Annotated in this window: 11 protein-coding genes; 6 read left to right on the top strand and 5 right to left on the bottom strand. The window is 51.7% G+C overall.

The genetic code is table 11. The features are described from left to right. Positions 1–47: 47 nt before the first annotated feature. From ACO0LI_RS13250 to ACO0LI_RS13235, 4 genes are all read right to left on the bottom strand, one after another. A complete protein-coding gene (locus ACO0LI_RS13250) occupies positions 48–2,111 on the bottom strand; it encodes a TonB-dependent receptor (RefSeq protein ID WP_423032930.1) in 2,064 nt (687 codons plus the stop codon). A 63-nt stretch (positions 2,112–2,174) separates the two neighbouring features. Further along, the gene (locus ACO0LI_RS13245) at positions 2,175–4,097 is read right to left on the bottom strand and encodes an IucA/IucC family protein (protein WP_423032929.1); all 1,923 of its coding nucleotides are present in this window, start codon (positions 4,095–4,097) and stop codon (positions 2,175–2,177) included. After that, on the bottom strand, positions 4,094–5,257 hold the full coding sequence (locus tag ACO0LI_RS13240) for an MFS transporter (RefSeq protein WP_423032928.1): 1,164 nt from the start codon (positions 5,255–5,257) through the stop codon (positions 4,094–4,096). Before ACO0LI_RS13240 ends, ACO0LI_RS13245 begins: the two co-directional genes overlap by 4 nt. A gap of 14 nt (positions 5,258–5,271) precedes the next feature. Beyond that, positions 5,272–7,059: an IucA/IucC family protein gene (locus ACO0LI_RS13235; RefSeq protein ID WP_423032927.1), complete on the bottom strand. Its 1,788-nt coding sequence runs from the start codon at positions 7,057–7,059 to the stop codon at positions 5,272–5,274. A gap of 684 nt (positions 7,060–7,743) precedes the next feature. Here ACO0LI_RS13235 and ACO0LI_RS13230 point away from each other — a divergent pair. The 4 genes from ACO0LI_RS13230 to ACO0LI_RS13215 all read left to right on the top strand — a co-directional run bounded on the left by ACO0LI_RS13230 (position 7,744) and on the right by ACO0LI_RS13215 (position 13,340). After that, positions 7,744–10,137 carry a glycoside hydrolase family 65 protein gene (locus ACO0LI_RS13230; RefSeq protein WP_423032926.1) on the top strand — a complete coding sequence of 798 codons (2,394 nt, stop codon included), beginning with the start codon at positions 7,744–7,746 and terminating at the stop codon, positions 10,135–10,137. Then, positions 10,130–10,783, top strand: coding sequence for a beta-phosphoglucomutase (gene pgmB / locus ACO0LI_RS13225; protein ID WP_423032925.1), 654 nt, complete (start codon positions 10,130–10,132; stop codon positions 10,781–10,783). Before ACO0LI_RS13230 ends, pgmB begins: the two co-directional genes overlap by 8 nt. A 197-nt stretch (positions 10,784–10,980) precedes the next feature. Beyond that, positions 10,981–12,237, top strand: a complete 1,257-nt coding sequence (locus tag ACO0LI_RS13220; RefSeq protein ID WP_423032924.1) for an MFS transporter — start codon at positions 10,981–10,983, stop codon at positions 12,235–12,237. Positions 12,238–12,323: 86 nt separating this feature from the next. After that, entirely contained in the window at positions 12,324–13,340 is a 1,017-nt protein-coding gene (locus ACO0LI_RS13215; protein ID WP_423033010.1) for a substrate-binding domain-containing protein, read from the top strand. Here ACO0LI_RS13215 and ACO0LI_RS13210 read toward each other — a convergent pair. Further along, positions 13,334–15,370 (bottom strand): di-heme-cytochrome C peroxidase, encoded by a 2,037-nt coding sequence (locus ACO0LI_RS13210; RefSeq protein WP_423032923.1) that lies wholly within the window; start codon positions 15,368–15,370, stop codon positions 13,334–13,336. The genes ACO0LI_RS13215 and ACO0LI_RS13210 overlap by 7 nt on opposite strands. 323 nt (positions 15,371–15,693) lie before the next feature. On the opposite strand from ACO0LI_RS13210, the gene ACO0LI_RS13205 reads away from it, so the two are divergent. Together ACO0LI_RS13205 and ACO0LI_RS13200 are read left to right on the top strand one after the other, a co-directional pair. Beyond that, complete coding sequence (locus ACO0LI_RS13205) at positions 15,694–16,326, top strand: hypothetical protein (protein WP_423032922.1); 633 nt, start codon at positions 15,694–15,696, stop codon at positions 16,324–16,326. Between the two features lie 409 nt (positions 16,327–16,735). Continuing rightward, positions 16,736–17,395 (top strand): glutathione S-transferase family protein, encoded by a 660-nt coding sequence (locus tag ACO0LI_RS13200; protein ID WP_423032921.1) that lies wholly within the window; start codon positions 16,736–16,738, stop codon positions 17,393–17,395. Positions 17,396–17,446: the final 51 nt, after the last annotated feature.

Below are 17,446 nucleotides of genomic sequence, written 5' to 3'. Positions count from 1 at the left end.
TGTATCCGGCTTCCCTTGCTATGGAGCTGTGTTCAAGTCCCTCGCACTTAGAAGCGTGTATTCAACACCAGATAGGCATTGAACGGTGCACCCGGCTGTATCTGCACATTGTTGTTGGCTGACTCCATGTAGCGGGTATTGCCGAGGTTATTGAGTTTCAGGGTAATGTCATAACGGGCCTGCATATAAGTCAGTGCCAGATCGACACGGGCGTAGCCTGGCAGACGTACCGTATTGTCAGTCAGGGCATACTGCTCGCTATGGGCAATGATGCCTGCACCGGCACTCCAGTTCTTGTTGAAACCTTGTTTTAACCACAGGCTGGCATTGTGGGATGGCGTCATTTCTGCACGGTTGCCTATGCGTATATCATTCGATGCGACTATCTTGGCATCGTTATAGGTGTAGCTGGCATTGACCTGAGTACCACTGAACAGTTGCCCCTGCAGTTCAAGCTCCAGCCCCTGGTTGCGCTGACGGCCAATTTGCAACTGGCGCAAACCTGTCAGGTCAGTTGGATCAGCAGTCAATTGATTGCTTTGCTCCACCCTGAACAAGGCGACGCTGGTGTACAGGCGTTTATCCAGCCACTCTTGCTTAAAACCGATTTCCTGCAAGTCAGTTTTCAGAGGCTTGACCTGGCTCAAGGGATTGCTGCCGGTGTAAAGCAAGTCACCACCGGCAGGCTGATGTGAGCGACTGATAGTGGCATAGGCAGACTGTTGCGGCGTGATTTTATATACCAGCCCCATGCGCGGTGAGAACAGATTATCGGTGCGTTCACTGACGGCATTGTTGAGCAAGCGGTTAGTTTGCTTTTGTTTGAACTGGTCAAAACGACCACCGAGCAGTATGTCCCATTCATTCGTCAAGGCAATCTGATCCTGCAGGTACAGGGCCGTGGTATCGGCATTGAAGTGGCTGTCTATGGCCACAGGCAAAGCCCTGAAGTCAGGTGCGGCCAGCAATTGCTGGGGACGGTATAAATCCACAGGGTAAGCTGTGCCGGTTTGCCTGACCAGTGAGTCGCGCTTTTGCTGGGATAATTCCAGCCCTGCCAGTAACAGGTGGTTGCCAATGGCGTACGTCAGTTCAGTCTGGTTGACCAGGTTTTTTTGCTGTATGGGGAAATAGGTAATCTGGCGTGACACGGTATTGTCTGCATTCACACGCCGGTTGCGCGTGTTCACGCCATCGAGATCAGTCTGGCTGTATTGCAGGTTGTTGACCAGGCTAAGTTGCTGATTGAACTTGTGTTCCAGCCGGGCTTTAAAAAGATCACTATTGGTTTTGGTGAAGTCAAATTTTTCACCATAAAAAGTGCTGGCATCAACCGCCACGGCGCGTCCATTCAAAGAAGGAATGCCACGGTCAGGCGTGTGGTCTTCGCGCTGTATTTCAGTCTGTAGCAGCAAGCTGGTTTGCGGGCTGATATTCCATGACAGTGATGGTGCCAGCAGTGTGCGCTTATGATCAACAATATTCCGGTAACTATCACCCGCGTCATAGGCTGCAATCAGGCGTGCATTGACCTCATTGCTCAGGGCTCCACCTGTATCAACACTAAGTCTGCGCTGGCTGTTCGAACCCAGGGCCAGTGAAATTTCATTGTCCTGTTTGGCCTGCGGCTTTTTGGTAATACGGTTGATCAGGCCTCCGGCTGCGCCACGTCCATATAAAGCTGCCGTGGCACCCTTGATGACTTCGAGTTTGTCGGTGGTGGCAAGATCGCGGAAATACAGGCTGTCGTCACGCATGCCATCGAGCAGGGTTTCGCGTGGGGAGTAAAAGCCACGTATATAAAATTCATCACGGCGGCCTTCGCCTTGCCCGGCGATAATGCCGGGCGTATAGGCCAGTGCGTCCTTGCTACTGTTGACGGCACGGTCGCGCAAGTCTTCATTATTGACGACGGATATCGATTGCGGGGTTTCCAGCAAAATGCCATTGGTTTTGCTGGCACCGCTTACCCGGCTAGCTGCTGGCCTGGACTGAGCTTTGACTTCAATTAACGGCAAGTCATTTTGTGTCGTGCTTTGCGCCATCACTGCATGGCTATAAGCCTGACCTAGCAAGGCCGGGAGTATCAGTGAAAAAGGTTTTACGTGCATAATTAATACATCATTTGGAGTTGAAAAAAAACGGATACAGAGTGGTGACCACGTCACGAATCGCTAAGCTTCATTGACTACACCCAGCGGGTGATATAGCGGCAGATAGGCTGCCTTGCGGTCAGCCTGCTTTAAAAAACGGATCAGCAAATTACCCTTGACTGGCAGGGGCTCGCCGGACAGTAAACCTTGTATGCGGCGCGCTGCCTCCGGGTTGGGGAAGTTGGCCAGATAACTTTGCAGGGTATTGCGCAGGCAAGCCCATAATTCGAGATAAAGTTCGTGATTGCCATTCGCCAGCGTGGCGATGACTTCACAGATATTATTGACCAGCAAGCAATAGCCTATGCGTGTCCAGCCCGCTTCGTCGCTGCAGCAGATTTCTTTACGGGTATGCTCATCGAGCTGCATGGTGTTGATCAGCTCGTGGGCCTTTGGTGTCAGCCTGGTCAGTTCCAGGTCACGGACGATAAAGCGTGCCGGTGCACCATCTTCTGCAAGCCCGACGATGCTGTTTTGCATATGTGGTTCAAAGGCGATGCCTTTTTCAAACAACAGGTAGAACACAGGGTAAATTGCCAGTTCGGCATAACGGCTGAACCACAAGCGCATGCCCTGGCGCAGGGACAGACTATGTCTGTGGGAAAACCGTTCTATCAATGCAGCGACCTGCAGACGACCGGCCTGGCCGTTGCCAAACAAGGCCGCGCATATCATGGGTGTGATGCCTTGCGCCAGATGGCTTGCCAGACCTTCACGCAAGACCAGGCCAAAGCCGTCTTCGATTTCCTTATGTTGCCTGTCATTCTGTTGCTGGTCTTCCGGGAAGGCTACGCTCAGGTAAGCCTGTTCTTCCAGTGCATGAAAATGCTGGAACAGCGCCAGCATGTCTGCTTTCATCGGTCGGTACAGACGGCTTGCAGTCAATGCGGCAGCCAGTTCGTGCCGGGCGTTATTGCGTATGCAATTGGTGATGCGCAGGTTCAGCGACAGCTTCAAGAAAGCACTGCCATCTTCAGCCAGCATGGTGCGTATGGATGCCGTAGGATAAAACTGTTTGCCACTGCAACCCAGGTCGCGTATCTCGCAAGCGGCCATGGCAGCTTGAATGCGGGGCTGCTGCACGAGCCAGTCAGCTTGCCAGGGGTGCAGGGGGACGATGATGTGTTCGCTATCGGCTTGCAGACCATGCTCAGTCAGTTGTTGAAGACGCGTGGACAAGTCTGGCTCATCCAGGCTGTCGCTGATGATCCAGCTGCGCGGGATCTGGAAATAGCGTAATTGCAGCCTTGCGCCATGTTCTGGCGAATAGTTTTTTTCTTCTGTTCTTGTCCAGCCTGAACGGCTCTTGGGTGTCGGGTGGAAAGGGTGGCCCGTCAGCAAATGCTGTTCACTGCGTATGTATTGCTGTAAAGCTGAGTCTGTGTGAAGGGAATTTGATTTGCCTTGCTGCGCCTCCAGCAGATGCTGCATGGTAGCGATGCTTTCCTCTATTTGTTGCAGCAGGTCGGCATTGAACTCAGTGCCTTCGCGCAGCGAGAGGTCAGCGACAATGAGCTGGGCAATGTCGCGCCAACTGGCTACTGACCAGCTCTGTTGATCGTCTTGCAGATAGATGTCGGTGATGTAATCATAATTGCCGGTGACTGAGACATGTTGTACCCCCACGCAAAAACGGCTTTGCATGCGCGGTAACTGTATGTCCAGCACCTGGCCCTGATACTGTCGCAGTGCTGCAGGCGGCAATCTGGTATGGGCGATGGAACGGACGGCCAGCTTATGTTCCTGCATGGCGACTTCGCGCGCATAGCAGTTCAGCAGGACGCGCGCATGTTGTAACTGGGCGTATTCGCTGGCCTCGACAGGGACAGCATTGTTGGCTGCCTGCCTGGGATGTGGCAAAGCACGCGACAAAGACGGCAGATGGAGTAAGGGCAGAGTGTCAGGCGCATGGTTCCAGGCGAACCGCGGTAAGCTAGCGTTCATAAGCGTTTACTTTCTATAAAAATGGAGAGGCCGGCCAACAGCGCACAAGCCAACCAGATGGGAGCGGTATAACTCATTGAAGTAGCCAGACCGCTTGCGAGAATTCCTGCCAGAACAGCGCCCCATTTATTTGCGCCTTCCAGCTTGCCAAAATGTTGCCCTGCACTGGCCTGTCTGGTCGTGGAGGCTGCCAGCGTATTAATGGCCAGATAAGCGCCGGTCATACCCACGCCCATGAGAATGCGGCCCGTGATTAACGCGGGCAGATTATTGGCCAGCACCTGCAACAGCAGACCCGCACATGTCAGCGCCGAAAAACGTGCCAGTGCAGTCTGTGCATTGGAAAAATTGACATGACGCCCGAGTGGCCAGGCCAGCAGCAAGAACAGTGCATGCGGCAATCCAAACAAGGTACCAGCCAAGGATGCAGGGATGGCCAGACGTTGTGCCAGGTCGATGACAAAATACGGATAGGTCAATACCGTACCTATGGTGAACAATGCCTGGAAGCGATATAGACTGCTGGCATTGAGTGTGCCTGTCTGAATGCTGTTTGACGGCGTGTTATTGCTGACTTCACTGTTATCACTGCTATCACTGTCAGGCTGGACACCAGCTCGCGCAGGTAAAAAGTACAAAACCAGTCCTGCCAGGCCGGGGAAGATGGCGAGATAAAAAAAGATATGCAGCAGATTTTGGCCGTCGCTGAACAGGCCTATGATGGCGGGCCCGGCAAAGAGGGCGGTGCGGGCCGAGCCCTGCATGACACTCAAGAATGTGGTCAGACGTTTGCTGGGCAAGAGTGACGCCAGAAACGCATTTGATGCAGCAAAGGTGCCACCCAGCAAACCTTGCAAAGTCAGGCCAAAGGCAAATTCCCAGGGCGTGCGCGCCATGCCTGTGATGATAAAGCTCAGGCACAAACCCCAGTGCGCCCTTATCAGGGATGCGCGTATGCCTATACGGTCAGCCAGCTTACCCCATAAGGGATTGGAAATTGCCGCCGCCAGCGTAGGCAGGGTAAAGTACCAACCCGCCATGATCAAGGCCTGGCTAGAGAAATTCTGCTTCAGTATATGTGCATAAAATGGCGGCATGCACAGAGCAGCAAAGGCTGCACCAAAATGCCCTAGCACCGTAATGAAAATGGTTTGCCGCATCACACACCCGGGGGCTACATGAATTGATGCAGAGGATTGGGCACTGCATGAAACGCTTGCGACTGCGCGGCAGAAAGACGTCTGCTGGCCAGTTTTTCCATTTGCAATTCAGGTACAAATAAATTGAATTGTTGGAAACGGGTGGACAACTGCGGCACTTGCGTCTGGTAGCTCAGCACGGTTTGTGCAGCGAGTTGCCAGAAGCGGCTTTCCTCAAAGCCGTGATGCCTATCCAGCCTGTGTGCCAGTTCAGACAGGTGGATAAACAAGAGCACTTCAAGCAGGTAATCCCTGGCTTCTTCTGTCGTGTCCATGGCAAAACCGTTGCTGGCATTGGCTGCATTGCGGTGTGCCGGCGCCTGGCGTAAATTCTGCAAGTGAGCTTCGTTGGTAGTTTGCCCGGCGATGTAATGCAGGCCACCTGGCAAGTCACGGATGGCTACCCCGGCAGGCAAGCCATCCTTGACGATGAGCAAGGTATTTTGTGCGTGCGCTTCCAGCAAAACACCATGCGCCAGCATCAGATGGATAAACGGTGGCAGCATGGCGTGCAATAGCGCATTGACCCAGGTTTCAGTGCCATGTTGTTGCAACCAGATGGAAATATTCAGTTGCTGTTGATCATTGAGCGTAGTCAAGGCAGTGCACGGGAGTACCTGCTCGCCTTGCCTGAGTATGGCGGTAGGCGACTGCCTCCAGATCGCGCCCAGCAAACCATATCTGTCCTGACGTGACGCCGCAGGTGCCAGGGTGATGCCCATGGGTTCTGCCAGAACAGCCAGCCTGCAGTGCTGCTGTAAAAAAATATCTGCACTACACAAACTTTCCAGCCATTGCGATATCAGCGGCGCATTATGAACATGGTGATCAGACAGGATGCGGTCTGCCGAACTGTTGGCGATGGCGAGCGGCAGCTTCAGGTTGTGATTGTTATGACTGGCAAGAGACGTCAGTGAGCGTATTGATTGCTGTGCCAGCCATACCGTTTCACCCATGCCAAGGTAGAGCAGGCGGCCATCTGCCAGCCAGTCAGCGTACTGGATTTGCAGGCTCTGTTGCCAGTGCCAGGGATGGGCGGGCAGCAAATAATAATGGTCTGCGTCCTTACCTGAGAGTGTGATGGCCTGCTGCAAACGCAGCACTTCTGCTGCACCGATTTCCGTTTGCAAAAATTGTGTGTAGTCACCACCAGGCAAGCTATGAATATCAGCCAGTCGTTTATCGAGTGCCAGCCAGACCAGGCCAAAGGTCTGTGCAAATTCTGGTCCATAACGCTGATGGTCCGTCAGGTTAAAACCTATGCGCGAACGATAGCAAGGATGGTACAGATGACCTTCGCCCAATTGTGCTTCTTGCCAGGCATATGGCAAGTCAAGTGCGGCATGGCTCTTTGCTGCCAGTGCCCTGGCTTGCAATGAGCAGGCCTGTTTGGCGGCGGTATGAATTAATTCATTAATGAAGCGTGGGCCATTCTGCGCCGCGTGTGATCTCAACAAATTGCCTGCAACGGTGGCAATATCAGTGGTGCTCATCCCACTGCTGACTTCGCATACTGGGCCGTGCAAACGGTTGCGCCCAAAGCTATTTGCCGGATGTGCAGCTATCCGGTATTCAATCGCCTGGCCCTGTTCATTGCTACCGCGTAAATACAAATCAGCCTTGCCATCAGTCTGTCGTTCCAGATGCCCATCCAGGGCTCCTTCAAACCAGAAGGCGTCGATAAACTGACGCAGAGTACGTTCGGCCGCTGCTGCATAAAATGACTTATTGCCAGTCGCCGGAACTTGATTGTTGCTGTCCATATTGTTTTTCCAAAAATGAGGGTGAGCAAATCCCTTGCGATTGCCGGGGCAATCACAGCTTGCTGCAAGATGTGAAATGAAAAGCGCTTATGGGCTGACGCTTAGCCGGGGCTGTCGTAGTGCTGCGTCATAAGAATATTTTTCAGGACAGAAGCGATGACGGACGAATGCGGCAATGGATATGACGATGGAGACGAATATGAAATAACGATGGACATGATTTCCCCGCGAATATAACGCATGGTTTTTTCACTTGCCCACGTAGGGATGCTGGCGTACGTGTGTAGCTGGGGGCTGGCGCTTCAGAGGGTGTGAAATTGCTAAAGTGAAATCATTATAAATGAGAATCGTTGTCATTTGCGAGTTATTTAATAAATAACCTAGAAAGCTTAGGGGCAATTTGTTGGGAGCGACGCCGGTTTTGCTCACCGTAACAGAGGGCAGCTTGCTTTACATGCCCCTATTTTGCACCGATAAACTGATCGCTGGATAAACCCTTGCGGGTAGCTATCTCCAAGGTATCTTTTAAACCCGGGCTAGTCTTGCTTCAAAAATAAAAATTTAGTTTGTTGACTTTTAAAACCGGTTTAAATAGAATTAATTTAGATGTCAAACCGGTTTGAATAAATTTATTAATATCAAACCCATCAAAATTAAACGCAATATTCAAGATCAAGAATAAAAATGAAGGACGACACCGTGCAAACAAGCGATGCTTTGCAACATCAATTTCCGCTGGAAGGCTGGGGGGTTACAGAAAATCAACTCGATGACGGGCATCACCTGCTCAGCGAAACCCTGTTCGCTCTGGGCAATGGCTACATAGGCTTGCGCGGCACGGCAGAAGAAGGCAATCAAAGAACTGCGGCAGACTCACTGAACGGCAGTTATCTCAACGGCTTTTATGAGTCCGAAGCCATACAGTATCCAGAAAACGCCTATGGCCTGGCGCGCACCAATCAATTCATGCTGAATGTGCCAAACGCCAAATGCCTGACATTGATGCTGGAAGATGAGACTTTCGATTTGCAGCAAGGCAGGGTAGACAGCTACCAGCGTCATCTGGATTTTCGCACTGGCTTGCTGACGCGTACCCTGCAATGGACATCTGACCAGGGGCGCAGCATACGCTTGCATAGCCAGCGTCTGGTCAGTTTTGATAACAAGCATGTGTATGCAATGTCGTACGAAGTCACGCCTCTGAATTTTTCTGGCGAGATCAAACTGCTTTCTGCCATCGATGCAGCAGTAAAAAATATTACTGCAGGTGATGACCCGCGTGTAGGTTCCGCTATCAGCGGCCCGGTGCTGCACAAACTCGAAGTAACGCAGGAAGATGATTTCTCAGCCTTCCTGCACCGCACCCACAATAGCGGCCTGAGCCTGGCAACTGCCATGCAAAATCATTTGCAAACAGAGAGTGCCTACACCAGCAGTTTGCAGCAGGGTGATCACAAACTCGAGCAGCAATTTACCATCCGGGCAGTACAGGGGAAGGCAATAAAGCTGGATAAATTTTGCAGCTATTTCTCATCCCGCGATTATCCTGCTGCGTCTTTACTCTCGCTCAGTCAGCAAACATTGGGCAAGGTGTGTGAACAAGGTTTTGCACAACTGGCCGCAAGCCAGCAAGCTTATCTCGATGACTTCTGGGCGCAGGCCGACGTGCATATCAGCGGTGACGCTGCCTTGCAGCAGGGCATACGTTTCAATATGTTCCACCTGCTGCAATCGGTGGGACGTGACGGCAAGACCAATATTGCTGCCAAGGGCCTGACTGGCGAAGGTTATGAAGGGCATTATTTCTGGGATACAGAAATTTATATCTTCCCCTTCTTCCTCTACAATAAACCAGAGATCGCCAGAAAGCTGCTTGAATACCGCTATCAATACCTGCCGCAAGCACGCGAGCGTGCGCGTCAGATGTCGCACACCAGCGGTGCACTCTACCCATGGCGCACTATCGATGGTGAAGAATGCTCAGCCTACTTCCCCGCAGGTACGGCGCAATACCATATCAATGCTGACATTGCCTATTCCATCAAGCTGTATATGGAAGCAACGGCAGACATGGATTTCTTGCTGACGCAAGGTGCAGAAATCGTACTGGAAACTGCGCGCCTGTGGATGGGCCTGGGCCATTACACCCGCTTGCCTGGCCATGACACGGATTCATTTTGCATCAATGAAGTGACCGGCCCTGATGAATACACAGCGCAAGTCAACAACAACTATTACACCAATGCGATGGCGCAAATGCACTTGCGTTTTGCAGCTGATATCGTCAGACAGCTGCAGGCTGAGCACCTGGAAAGATTTACTGAACTTGCAGCAAAAATTCATCTGCACGCGGATGAAGCAAACGCGTGGCAACGTGCCGCGGATCTGATGGCTTTGCCCTACAACAAAGAACGCGGCATTCATGAGCAGGACGACAGCTTTCTCAATAAAAAGGTCTGGGATTTCGCCAATACACCCAAAGAAAATTACCCTCTGCTGTTGAATTACCATCCGCTGGTCATTTACCGCCACCAGGTTTGCAAACAGGCAGATGTGGTACTGGCCCTGCTCTTGCTCAGTGACCAGTTCAGTCTTGATGACAAACGCCGTGACTTTGATTTTTATGAAAAAGTCACGACACATGATTCATCCCTGTCCACCTGCATCTTCAGTATCATCGCAGCTGAAATTGGTTATCAGGACAAGGCCTATGACTACTTCATGCAAACCGCCAGGCTGGATCTGGACAATACCCACGGCAATACCCATTACGGCGTGCACACGGCGGCGATGGGCGGTACCTGGCTGGGCATTGCCTATGGCTTCGCAGGCATGCGCGTCAACAAAGGGCAACTGAGTTTTGCGCCGGTCTTGCCCAGGCAATGGCAAGACTACCAGTTTCGCGTGCATTTTCAGGGGCAATTACTGGAAATCACCGTGAACCAAACCCATGTCGAATACCGTCTCATGCGCGGCACTACAATGCAATTCCAGCACAGGGGGCAAAGCCTGCAAGTCACGGAGCAACAAACGACATGCAAAGTCGCTTTGCAGGCACAGGAGTTGGCTCATGCGTAAATACGATTACCGTGGTGTGATTTTTGATCTGGATGGCGTGCTGACAGACACTGCACATTACCACTATCTGGCCTGGAAAAAACTGGCTGAAAGTGTAGGTGCGAGTTTTGATGAAGCCTTCAATGAACAGTTAAAAGGTGTCGACAGGATGGGTTCGCTGACCCTGATCCTGGCAGCCTCCGGCAAAGACTTTAGCGATGCAGATAAACTGGCACTGGCAGATCAAAAAAACTTGCATTATCAAAGCCTGATTGCGCAGTTGAGCCCCGCTGATTTATTGCCCGGGGCGGCTGAGTCCTTGCAACAGATACGCGCTGCAGGTTTAAAAACAGCCTTGGCATCGGTCAGTAAAAATGCCCAGGCGGTAATTGAGAGACTCGGTATCGCAGATCAGTTTGATGTCGTCGTCGATGCTGCAAAAATAAGGAATAGCAAACCAGACCCAGAAATTTTCGTGACCGCGGCAGCAGGGCTGGGTTTGACTTCTGACGAGTGTTTTGGAATCGAAGATTCCATCGCAGGCATACGCGCCATCAAATCTGCGAACATGTTTGCGCTTGGTATAGGCAGTCCGGCAGTATTGACCGAGGCTGATGTTGTCATCGCAGGTTTGCATCAATTCAGTTTGCAGGATTATCTGAAGTAAAAGCAGCAAGCTAACAGTAAAAGTAAAACATAAAAAATAAGTAGTAAATAAAAAATGTAATACAAAAACAGGACTTACGCAAAATCGTCCCAGCAAGGCGCAGCGACGAAGATAGTACTTTAGTAAAGCTAGGAGCTGCAACGCAGCTGGGGCGGTTTTGCGTAAGTCCCGAAAAAATAAAAAAGGCAGGAGACAATATGACCGAGCAACACCCGCAGCCAGCCAGCAGGCGGCGCATTATTCTTGCGCTATTCCTGCTGTATTTTGTATTCGCCATCCTGCTCAACAGCGTGGGCACGGTGATACTGCAAGTTATCAAGACTTATGGTGTCAGCAAATCTGCTGCCAGTGTGCTGGAGGCTTTCAAGGATATCCCCATCAGCATAGTCTCTTTTTGCGTCGCGTCTTTCCTACCGCGCCTTGGTTATAAATATGCGATGCTGACTGGCATGGCCATCGTCACTGTCAGCACGGCAACCATGCCATTGTTGCCCGGCTTCTTGATGACCAAGCTGCTGTTTCTCAGCGTGGGCGTTGCTTTTGCTCTCATCAAAGTTTCTGTCTATGCAACCATAGGTTTGATCAGTGCAGACCGCAAGCAGCACGCCAGCCTGATGAATACGCTGGAAGGCTTCTTCATGGTCGGTGTACTCAGTGGTTACTGGACATTTGGTTATTTCATTGATGCCAACGATCCCGCCTCACCAGTCTGGCTGCATGTGTATTGGTTGCTGGCAGCCCTGTGCGCTGTGACCTTCCTGCTGGTGGCGACCACCAGCTTTACTGAGTTTGAAGCAAAGCTGACAGTCAGTCACAGCAGCCTGCTTACCGATTTTGCCGATATGCTTAAACTGATGGCGCGTCCCCTCGTCTGTGTTTATATAATTTCGGCGTTTTTATACGTACTGCTGGAACAGGGCATAGGCACCTGGCTGCCGACCTTCAATAATGAAATCCTCAAAATGCCAGTAGATATGAGTGTGCAGGCCACCAGTATCTTTGCGGCTTGCCTGGCGATAGGCAGGCTGGGGGCAGGTGCTGTCATGCGCAAGTTGAACTGGTATCTGGTATTGAATATCTGCCTCATCAGCATGGCGGCGCTGGTCTTGCTGACGCTGCCATTGACGCATAATATCGTCGCCAACCCTGATCTGCGCTGGAGCAATGCGCCGCTGGCGGCCTTCATCTTCCCCTTGATAGGCTTGTTCATGGCACCGATTTATCCTGGCATTAATTCTGTCATGCTGAGTTCTCTGCCGACCAACCAGCATGCCGCCATGACGGGTTTGCTGGTCTTGTTTTCTGCTTTGGGTGGTACCAGCGGTTCCATGATTACCGGGTATGTGTTCGGCGCGATGAATGGGCAAACGGCGTTCTATCTGTCCTTGCTGCCCTTGAGTGTCATCTTGCTGACGCTGTTTTTCTTCAAGCGGGCGATTGAGCGATTGGACTAATCATGGACGAACCGAGTGCGCCTGCACAAGTATATAATCCCAGCTTATTTCTAACTTAATCCATCTTTACCATTTGCCCTATGTCGATTACTTTAAAGGAGCTTGCTGCCAGCCTGGGTATGTCCAAGACCACGGTAAGTCGTGCCTTGAACGGCTACCCTGAAGTTGGTGAGCAGACGCGCAAAAAAGTATTGGCAGCAGCAGAGCAGCATGGTTATGAAGCCAACCCCATGGCGCGCAGCCTGGCCGTGGGCCGCACCAATGTATTTGGCCTGATCTACCCCTTGCTACCATCTGACTTGGGCGATCCCATGTTCCTGGGTGTAGTTGGTGGCATGGCCGAGGCGCTGGAAGCGCGCAAGATGAACCTGATGATTGCGCCTGTTTCGCCCGGCAATGAATTGCCCTCGTATGAGCAAATGGTCAAAGGCCGCCGTGTCGATGGTCTTATTGTCAGCCGCACCATGGTGCAAGATCCGCGTATCGCATATTTGTCCAGGCAAGGCTTCCCATTCATAGCCCACGGCCGCACCCAGACCGACAAGCCCTATGCCTGGTTTGACTATGACAATGCAAATGGCATACGGCTGGCTGTGCAACACTTGCTGGAACTTGGCCACCAGCGCATCAGCCTCATCAGCGCCCCGCTGGAATTGAATTTTGCGCGCCAGCGACGTACCAGCTTTATCGAAGCCATGAGCAGTGCCGGTCTCGATATTGATACCCGCTATCTGATACAGGATGCCCTCGACAGGCGCAGCGGTTACCTGGCAGTACAACAGCTATTGAACTGCACACCCAGGCCCAGCGCCATCATCGTCGATAACCATCTCTCCGGCGTCGGTGCCATGCGCGCCCTGATGGACGTAGGCATCGCCATAGGCCGCGACATCTCCGTCATCGTCTGGGGCAATATGGAAGACACTCTGGTCGGCGACCAGGTCACCACCATAGACCAGCCTGACCCGCGGGCGGCAGGCACCAGGATGAGCGAAATGCTGTTGGCGCTGATGAACGGCACACCAGCAGCAGACTTGCAGGTCTTGTGGCAACCGGTGTTGATCGCGGGATCAACGACCGGCCGATGTGAAGATCATCACTGATCCTTCAAATACTCCAGCAAATCCAGCCTTTGTTCCTTCGTCAGCATAGGCAAATCGCCAGTCTCTTTGGTTGCCTTGGTACCATATTCGTGACCAAAGTTACGGTTGCCATTGAGTCTGGTATCGAAGGTAAAACCTTCATAACCCGCACTCTTCATGCCGACTTTTTCTGCATCAAATTCACGCGAACCGGCCAGAAATTTTTCAGGGCGGCATTCCGCATCTTTCTGATCGGCAGGGCAGGTCGCTGGCAGCAACAAATCATACAGGGTAGGCACAGAACCATTATGCAGATAAGGCCCGGTCGCCCAGATACCATTCAGTGAGCGCCCCTTGTACGCCTGCAGGGAAGAATAGGGTGTCATCGTGGTATCAGGATTGTAATTGCCATGCTTGTTTGAGTCCTTGATTTCATTGCTGAACAAAGCCTGGAAAATATTGTGCAACCATTCAGACCAGCGGCGTATAAAGCCCTTGTCGGCATCCGGTGTCGTTACCACACCCAGAGTCGCCTTGGTCAGCAGGGCAGCGATAGGGGCTTTTTTATCCAGCAGCACATCACCGACACCCGCACCTACGTACTGATTGCGCAAGATGCCTGAATAGCCTTCGTACTTGATGCTGTTGTCAGCCATGGTCGGGTCTGTGCCCACTTCTTCCAGCTTCGACATATGTGCCACCACACGGCGTTGTGGCGAGCTGCGGTCTATCTCTGCATGGCAACTGACGCAATAATTGGCAAACAGTTTTTCGCCGCGCTTGATACGGGTCTGGTCCAGCTTGCCCAGAATGTCTTGCGGCCATTTTGGGGATTGCAGTTCGGTGAGCTGGTTTTCTATGCGCCGCAGGTTCTGGGTATTGATGGAGCTGTCATACTCAACCACCTTCTTGGTCCACCCCTGGCCAGTCAGCAATGAAGTGATGGAGAAGCGCTTGCCCTCATGCCAGTCCAGTGAACCAAACACACCGATGACTTCACCTGTATTGCGGCCCAGTGGGCCCAGGCCACCATTGCCACCCAGGCCATTCCACTGCACATAGTCATGCTGGGCGATGTCCCACAAGAAAGGGTAACTGACAGGTGCATCTGCCTTGATGAATAATTCCTGCCTGAGCTTGACGATATTCTTGGCCGAGGTCGCCACTCTTTCTACGATCTTGTCGCGATCGGCAGAGCTGATGTCTGGCCCTATGCCCGCCATTGCCGTACGCACTTCATCTTCAGTCAAGACCTTGCCCAGCACTTCTTCTATCTGCTGGCGGTTCAGCAAATGCTCAAGCGTGCGGTTGTAGATACGACCAAAGGCATCCAGCCGCGCGTAGCCATAATCGACAGGGCTATGGTTGATGATGTTGTAGCTGGTCAGGCGCAGGGTATACGTCTTGATGTCGGCAATGATATCTGCTTCGCTGCTGTAGGCGCCAAGTGCCATGACAGCCTTCACAAAACGGTTTTGCACATCCGGTTTGTCCCGCACAGAAATCATCGCGTCCGTCAGACCTTTCAAAAAGCCTGCCATGTCAGCGCTGGCTGGCCCGCCATCGATACGCATGCCCGTACCCTTGTAATTGATTTGTCCGGTGTGGCAAGCTGCGCAGGTAAAGCCCATGAAATTTTTGCTCAGATAATTGTCTTTGACAAATCCCACCGGCAAGGCATCAGGATTGCTGGAAGTCTTTTTCTGCGGCAGGTAACGGTAGCGGTTGATGTTCTCATCACTGCGGAACAACTCCGGCTTGTCCGCCTGTTCCAGCACCAGGAAAAAATCATAAGGCAGTAAATTCGACCCCTGTGTCGTCGTATAAAACCACAGGCTCTGTTCAGGTTTCCAGTTCTGCTCCAGATACACAATCTTGCTTGCACTGTCTCCAAACACATCCTGCTTGACCGTCATCGCACCGCGATCAGGATCACTGTCAGACACTTCCCATCTCTGCGACAAGGTGATGATCAGGGGCGGGATGATGAACAGCAAAATCAGCAGCAAGAAGCCATGCCATATTTTGAATTTTATTTTTGGAAGTTTCATGATTTTTCCTGGCTGAATAAAGGCGGGGGTTTTATGGTTGTGCTTGAGTTTTTTATATTTAAGATTGTTTTTTTTGCATGACCATATTTTAAGTCTTTTTTACAGGCTTGCTGCACAAGTCTAGATGGATGTGTATTTTTAACAACGTCACTGAGAGTGGCAAGGGTGCGCGCACCTGATGCATCAGGTTGTCGTAGTGAGATGCAGTGCTTTTAAGAAAGGTTTATTGATTAGCTTAAATAAAAGGCCAATTATTTTCCGAATTTGCAATGAAAGTTGTCATAATGTGAACGGTCTATTTTTATACTAATGAGTGATGCAAAATGAAACAAATTAAATTAGCTGGTTTGAGCGTAATAACGGCAATGCTGCTGTCAGCCTGCGGTGGCGGCGGATCAAGTGGCAGCACGCCTGCTACGGTGACACCTGTTGATACCAGCACAGGCCCTTTGAGTAAATATGCTGGCGTCTGGAATCAGGGCTGCCAGAACCATGAAATCGACACGACCACAATCACTGCCACCAGCGCTGGTTCTGCGCTGTCGATGTCACAAAAAATTGAATTCTACGAAAACGCCAACTGTACAGGGGCTATCGTCGCAACTGGCACCTATGCTTCGCCGGTTGTGGTGGCACAACATATCAGGACAGAAGCCAACGCCACCGTCAAAATGTTGACTGGCGAAACCGTCGCCTCTTCGGTCGATCTTGTCAATGCGACTGCTAACGGTGCAGTGATCAACTTCGTTGGTAGTGCCGTGTCATCTTCCGTGGTCAATGGTAAAACCACATGGAAATTTGTTTTCAAGGACACGACAATTACCCAGACCATAGAAATCTCATCTGGCAGCGCCCAGGGCGGTTTCACGCTGCGTAATGGCGAGCTGTTCTTTGTACAGGCAATTGGCAGCTCAGCGACTGCCTTTGCAGTTGATAGCCGCTATGTGCGTGGCTAAGCTCAATAGAAGCGAAGTCCGGTATTGAAGACAATAAGCCACCGCGAGGTGGCTTATTGTTTTTGTGTCTAAAATTTAAACGGACGGCCTATTGTTGAGATTGAATTGCCGCTGCGAACAAGAGATGGTCGCCCTGACTTCATCTGTCACCCACGACCTTATTTAGCGAGCCGGTTTCTGATCATTTCAACTCTGCAAGTGATTGCATTTTTAATATAGTCGGCAAATAATAAGCCTTGCCGCTGGATAGAAGCATTTGATTGAATACCTGTGGACGCGCAGAATTGGGCCAGGCACGTATTTGCGGCGCATGGCCGGGGTAGTCTTGGTCATACGCAGACTACCATGCGAGATAAATTCCTGGACAACGCGAACATCATCAACTCACACATTTTTCAAGGCATAGCTCATGTCACTCACACTATACGGTCACCCATTCTCGTCTTACACCCAGAAAGTGCTTATCGCACTGTACGAGAATGACACGCCTTTTGAATTTCGCTGCATAGGGCCAGATACGCCTGCCTACACAGCAGAGTGGCTCCAGCGCTGGCCGCTGGGCAAATTCCCCTTGCTGGTTGACGGTGAGCGCAATGTCGTCGAGACCAGCATCATCATCGAGTATTTGCAACTAGCCCATCCTGGTCCAGTGCGTCTGCTGCCCGCAGATCCCATGCAGGCACTGGACGTGCGCTTTCTTGACCGCTATTTCGACCTGCACGTCATGACCCCGGTCCAGCATGCGGTTGGTGCAGCACTCACTGGCGATACCGTAAAAAGACAGGAAGGACTGGCCCACGCAGCCAGCAAACTCGACCTCGCCTATGCATGGTTGGAAAATAACCTCAAAGGCGACGCATGGGCCAGCGGCGAGAATTTCACACTGGCAGACTGCGCTGCAGCACCTTCACTTTTCTATGCAGACTGGACCCAGCAGATCGCAGAAAAATATCCACGACTGCGCGCCTACCGCAGCCGTTTGCTTTCCCTCCCATCATTCGCCAGGGCAGTGGAAGAGGCGAGGCCTTATCGGCAGTTATTTCCGCTTGGGGCGCCGGACAGGGATTGAGGTGGGATGAAGGAGGGATTGATTTTCCTGAACGCTTGAAGACCTGCAAGC

Source organism: Undibacterium sp. Tian12W, from assembly GCF_049339405.1.
Taxonomy (GTDB): domain Bacteria; phylum Pseudomonadota; class Gammaproteobacteria; order Burkholderiales; family Burkholderiaceae_D; genus Undibacterium.
This window is presented reverse-complemented; position numbering and strand designations above follow the sequence as displayed.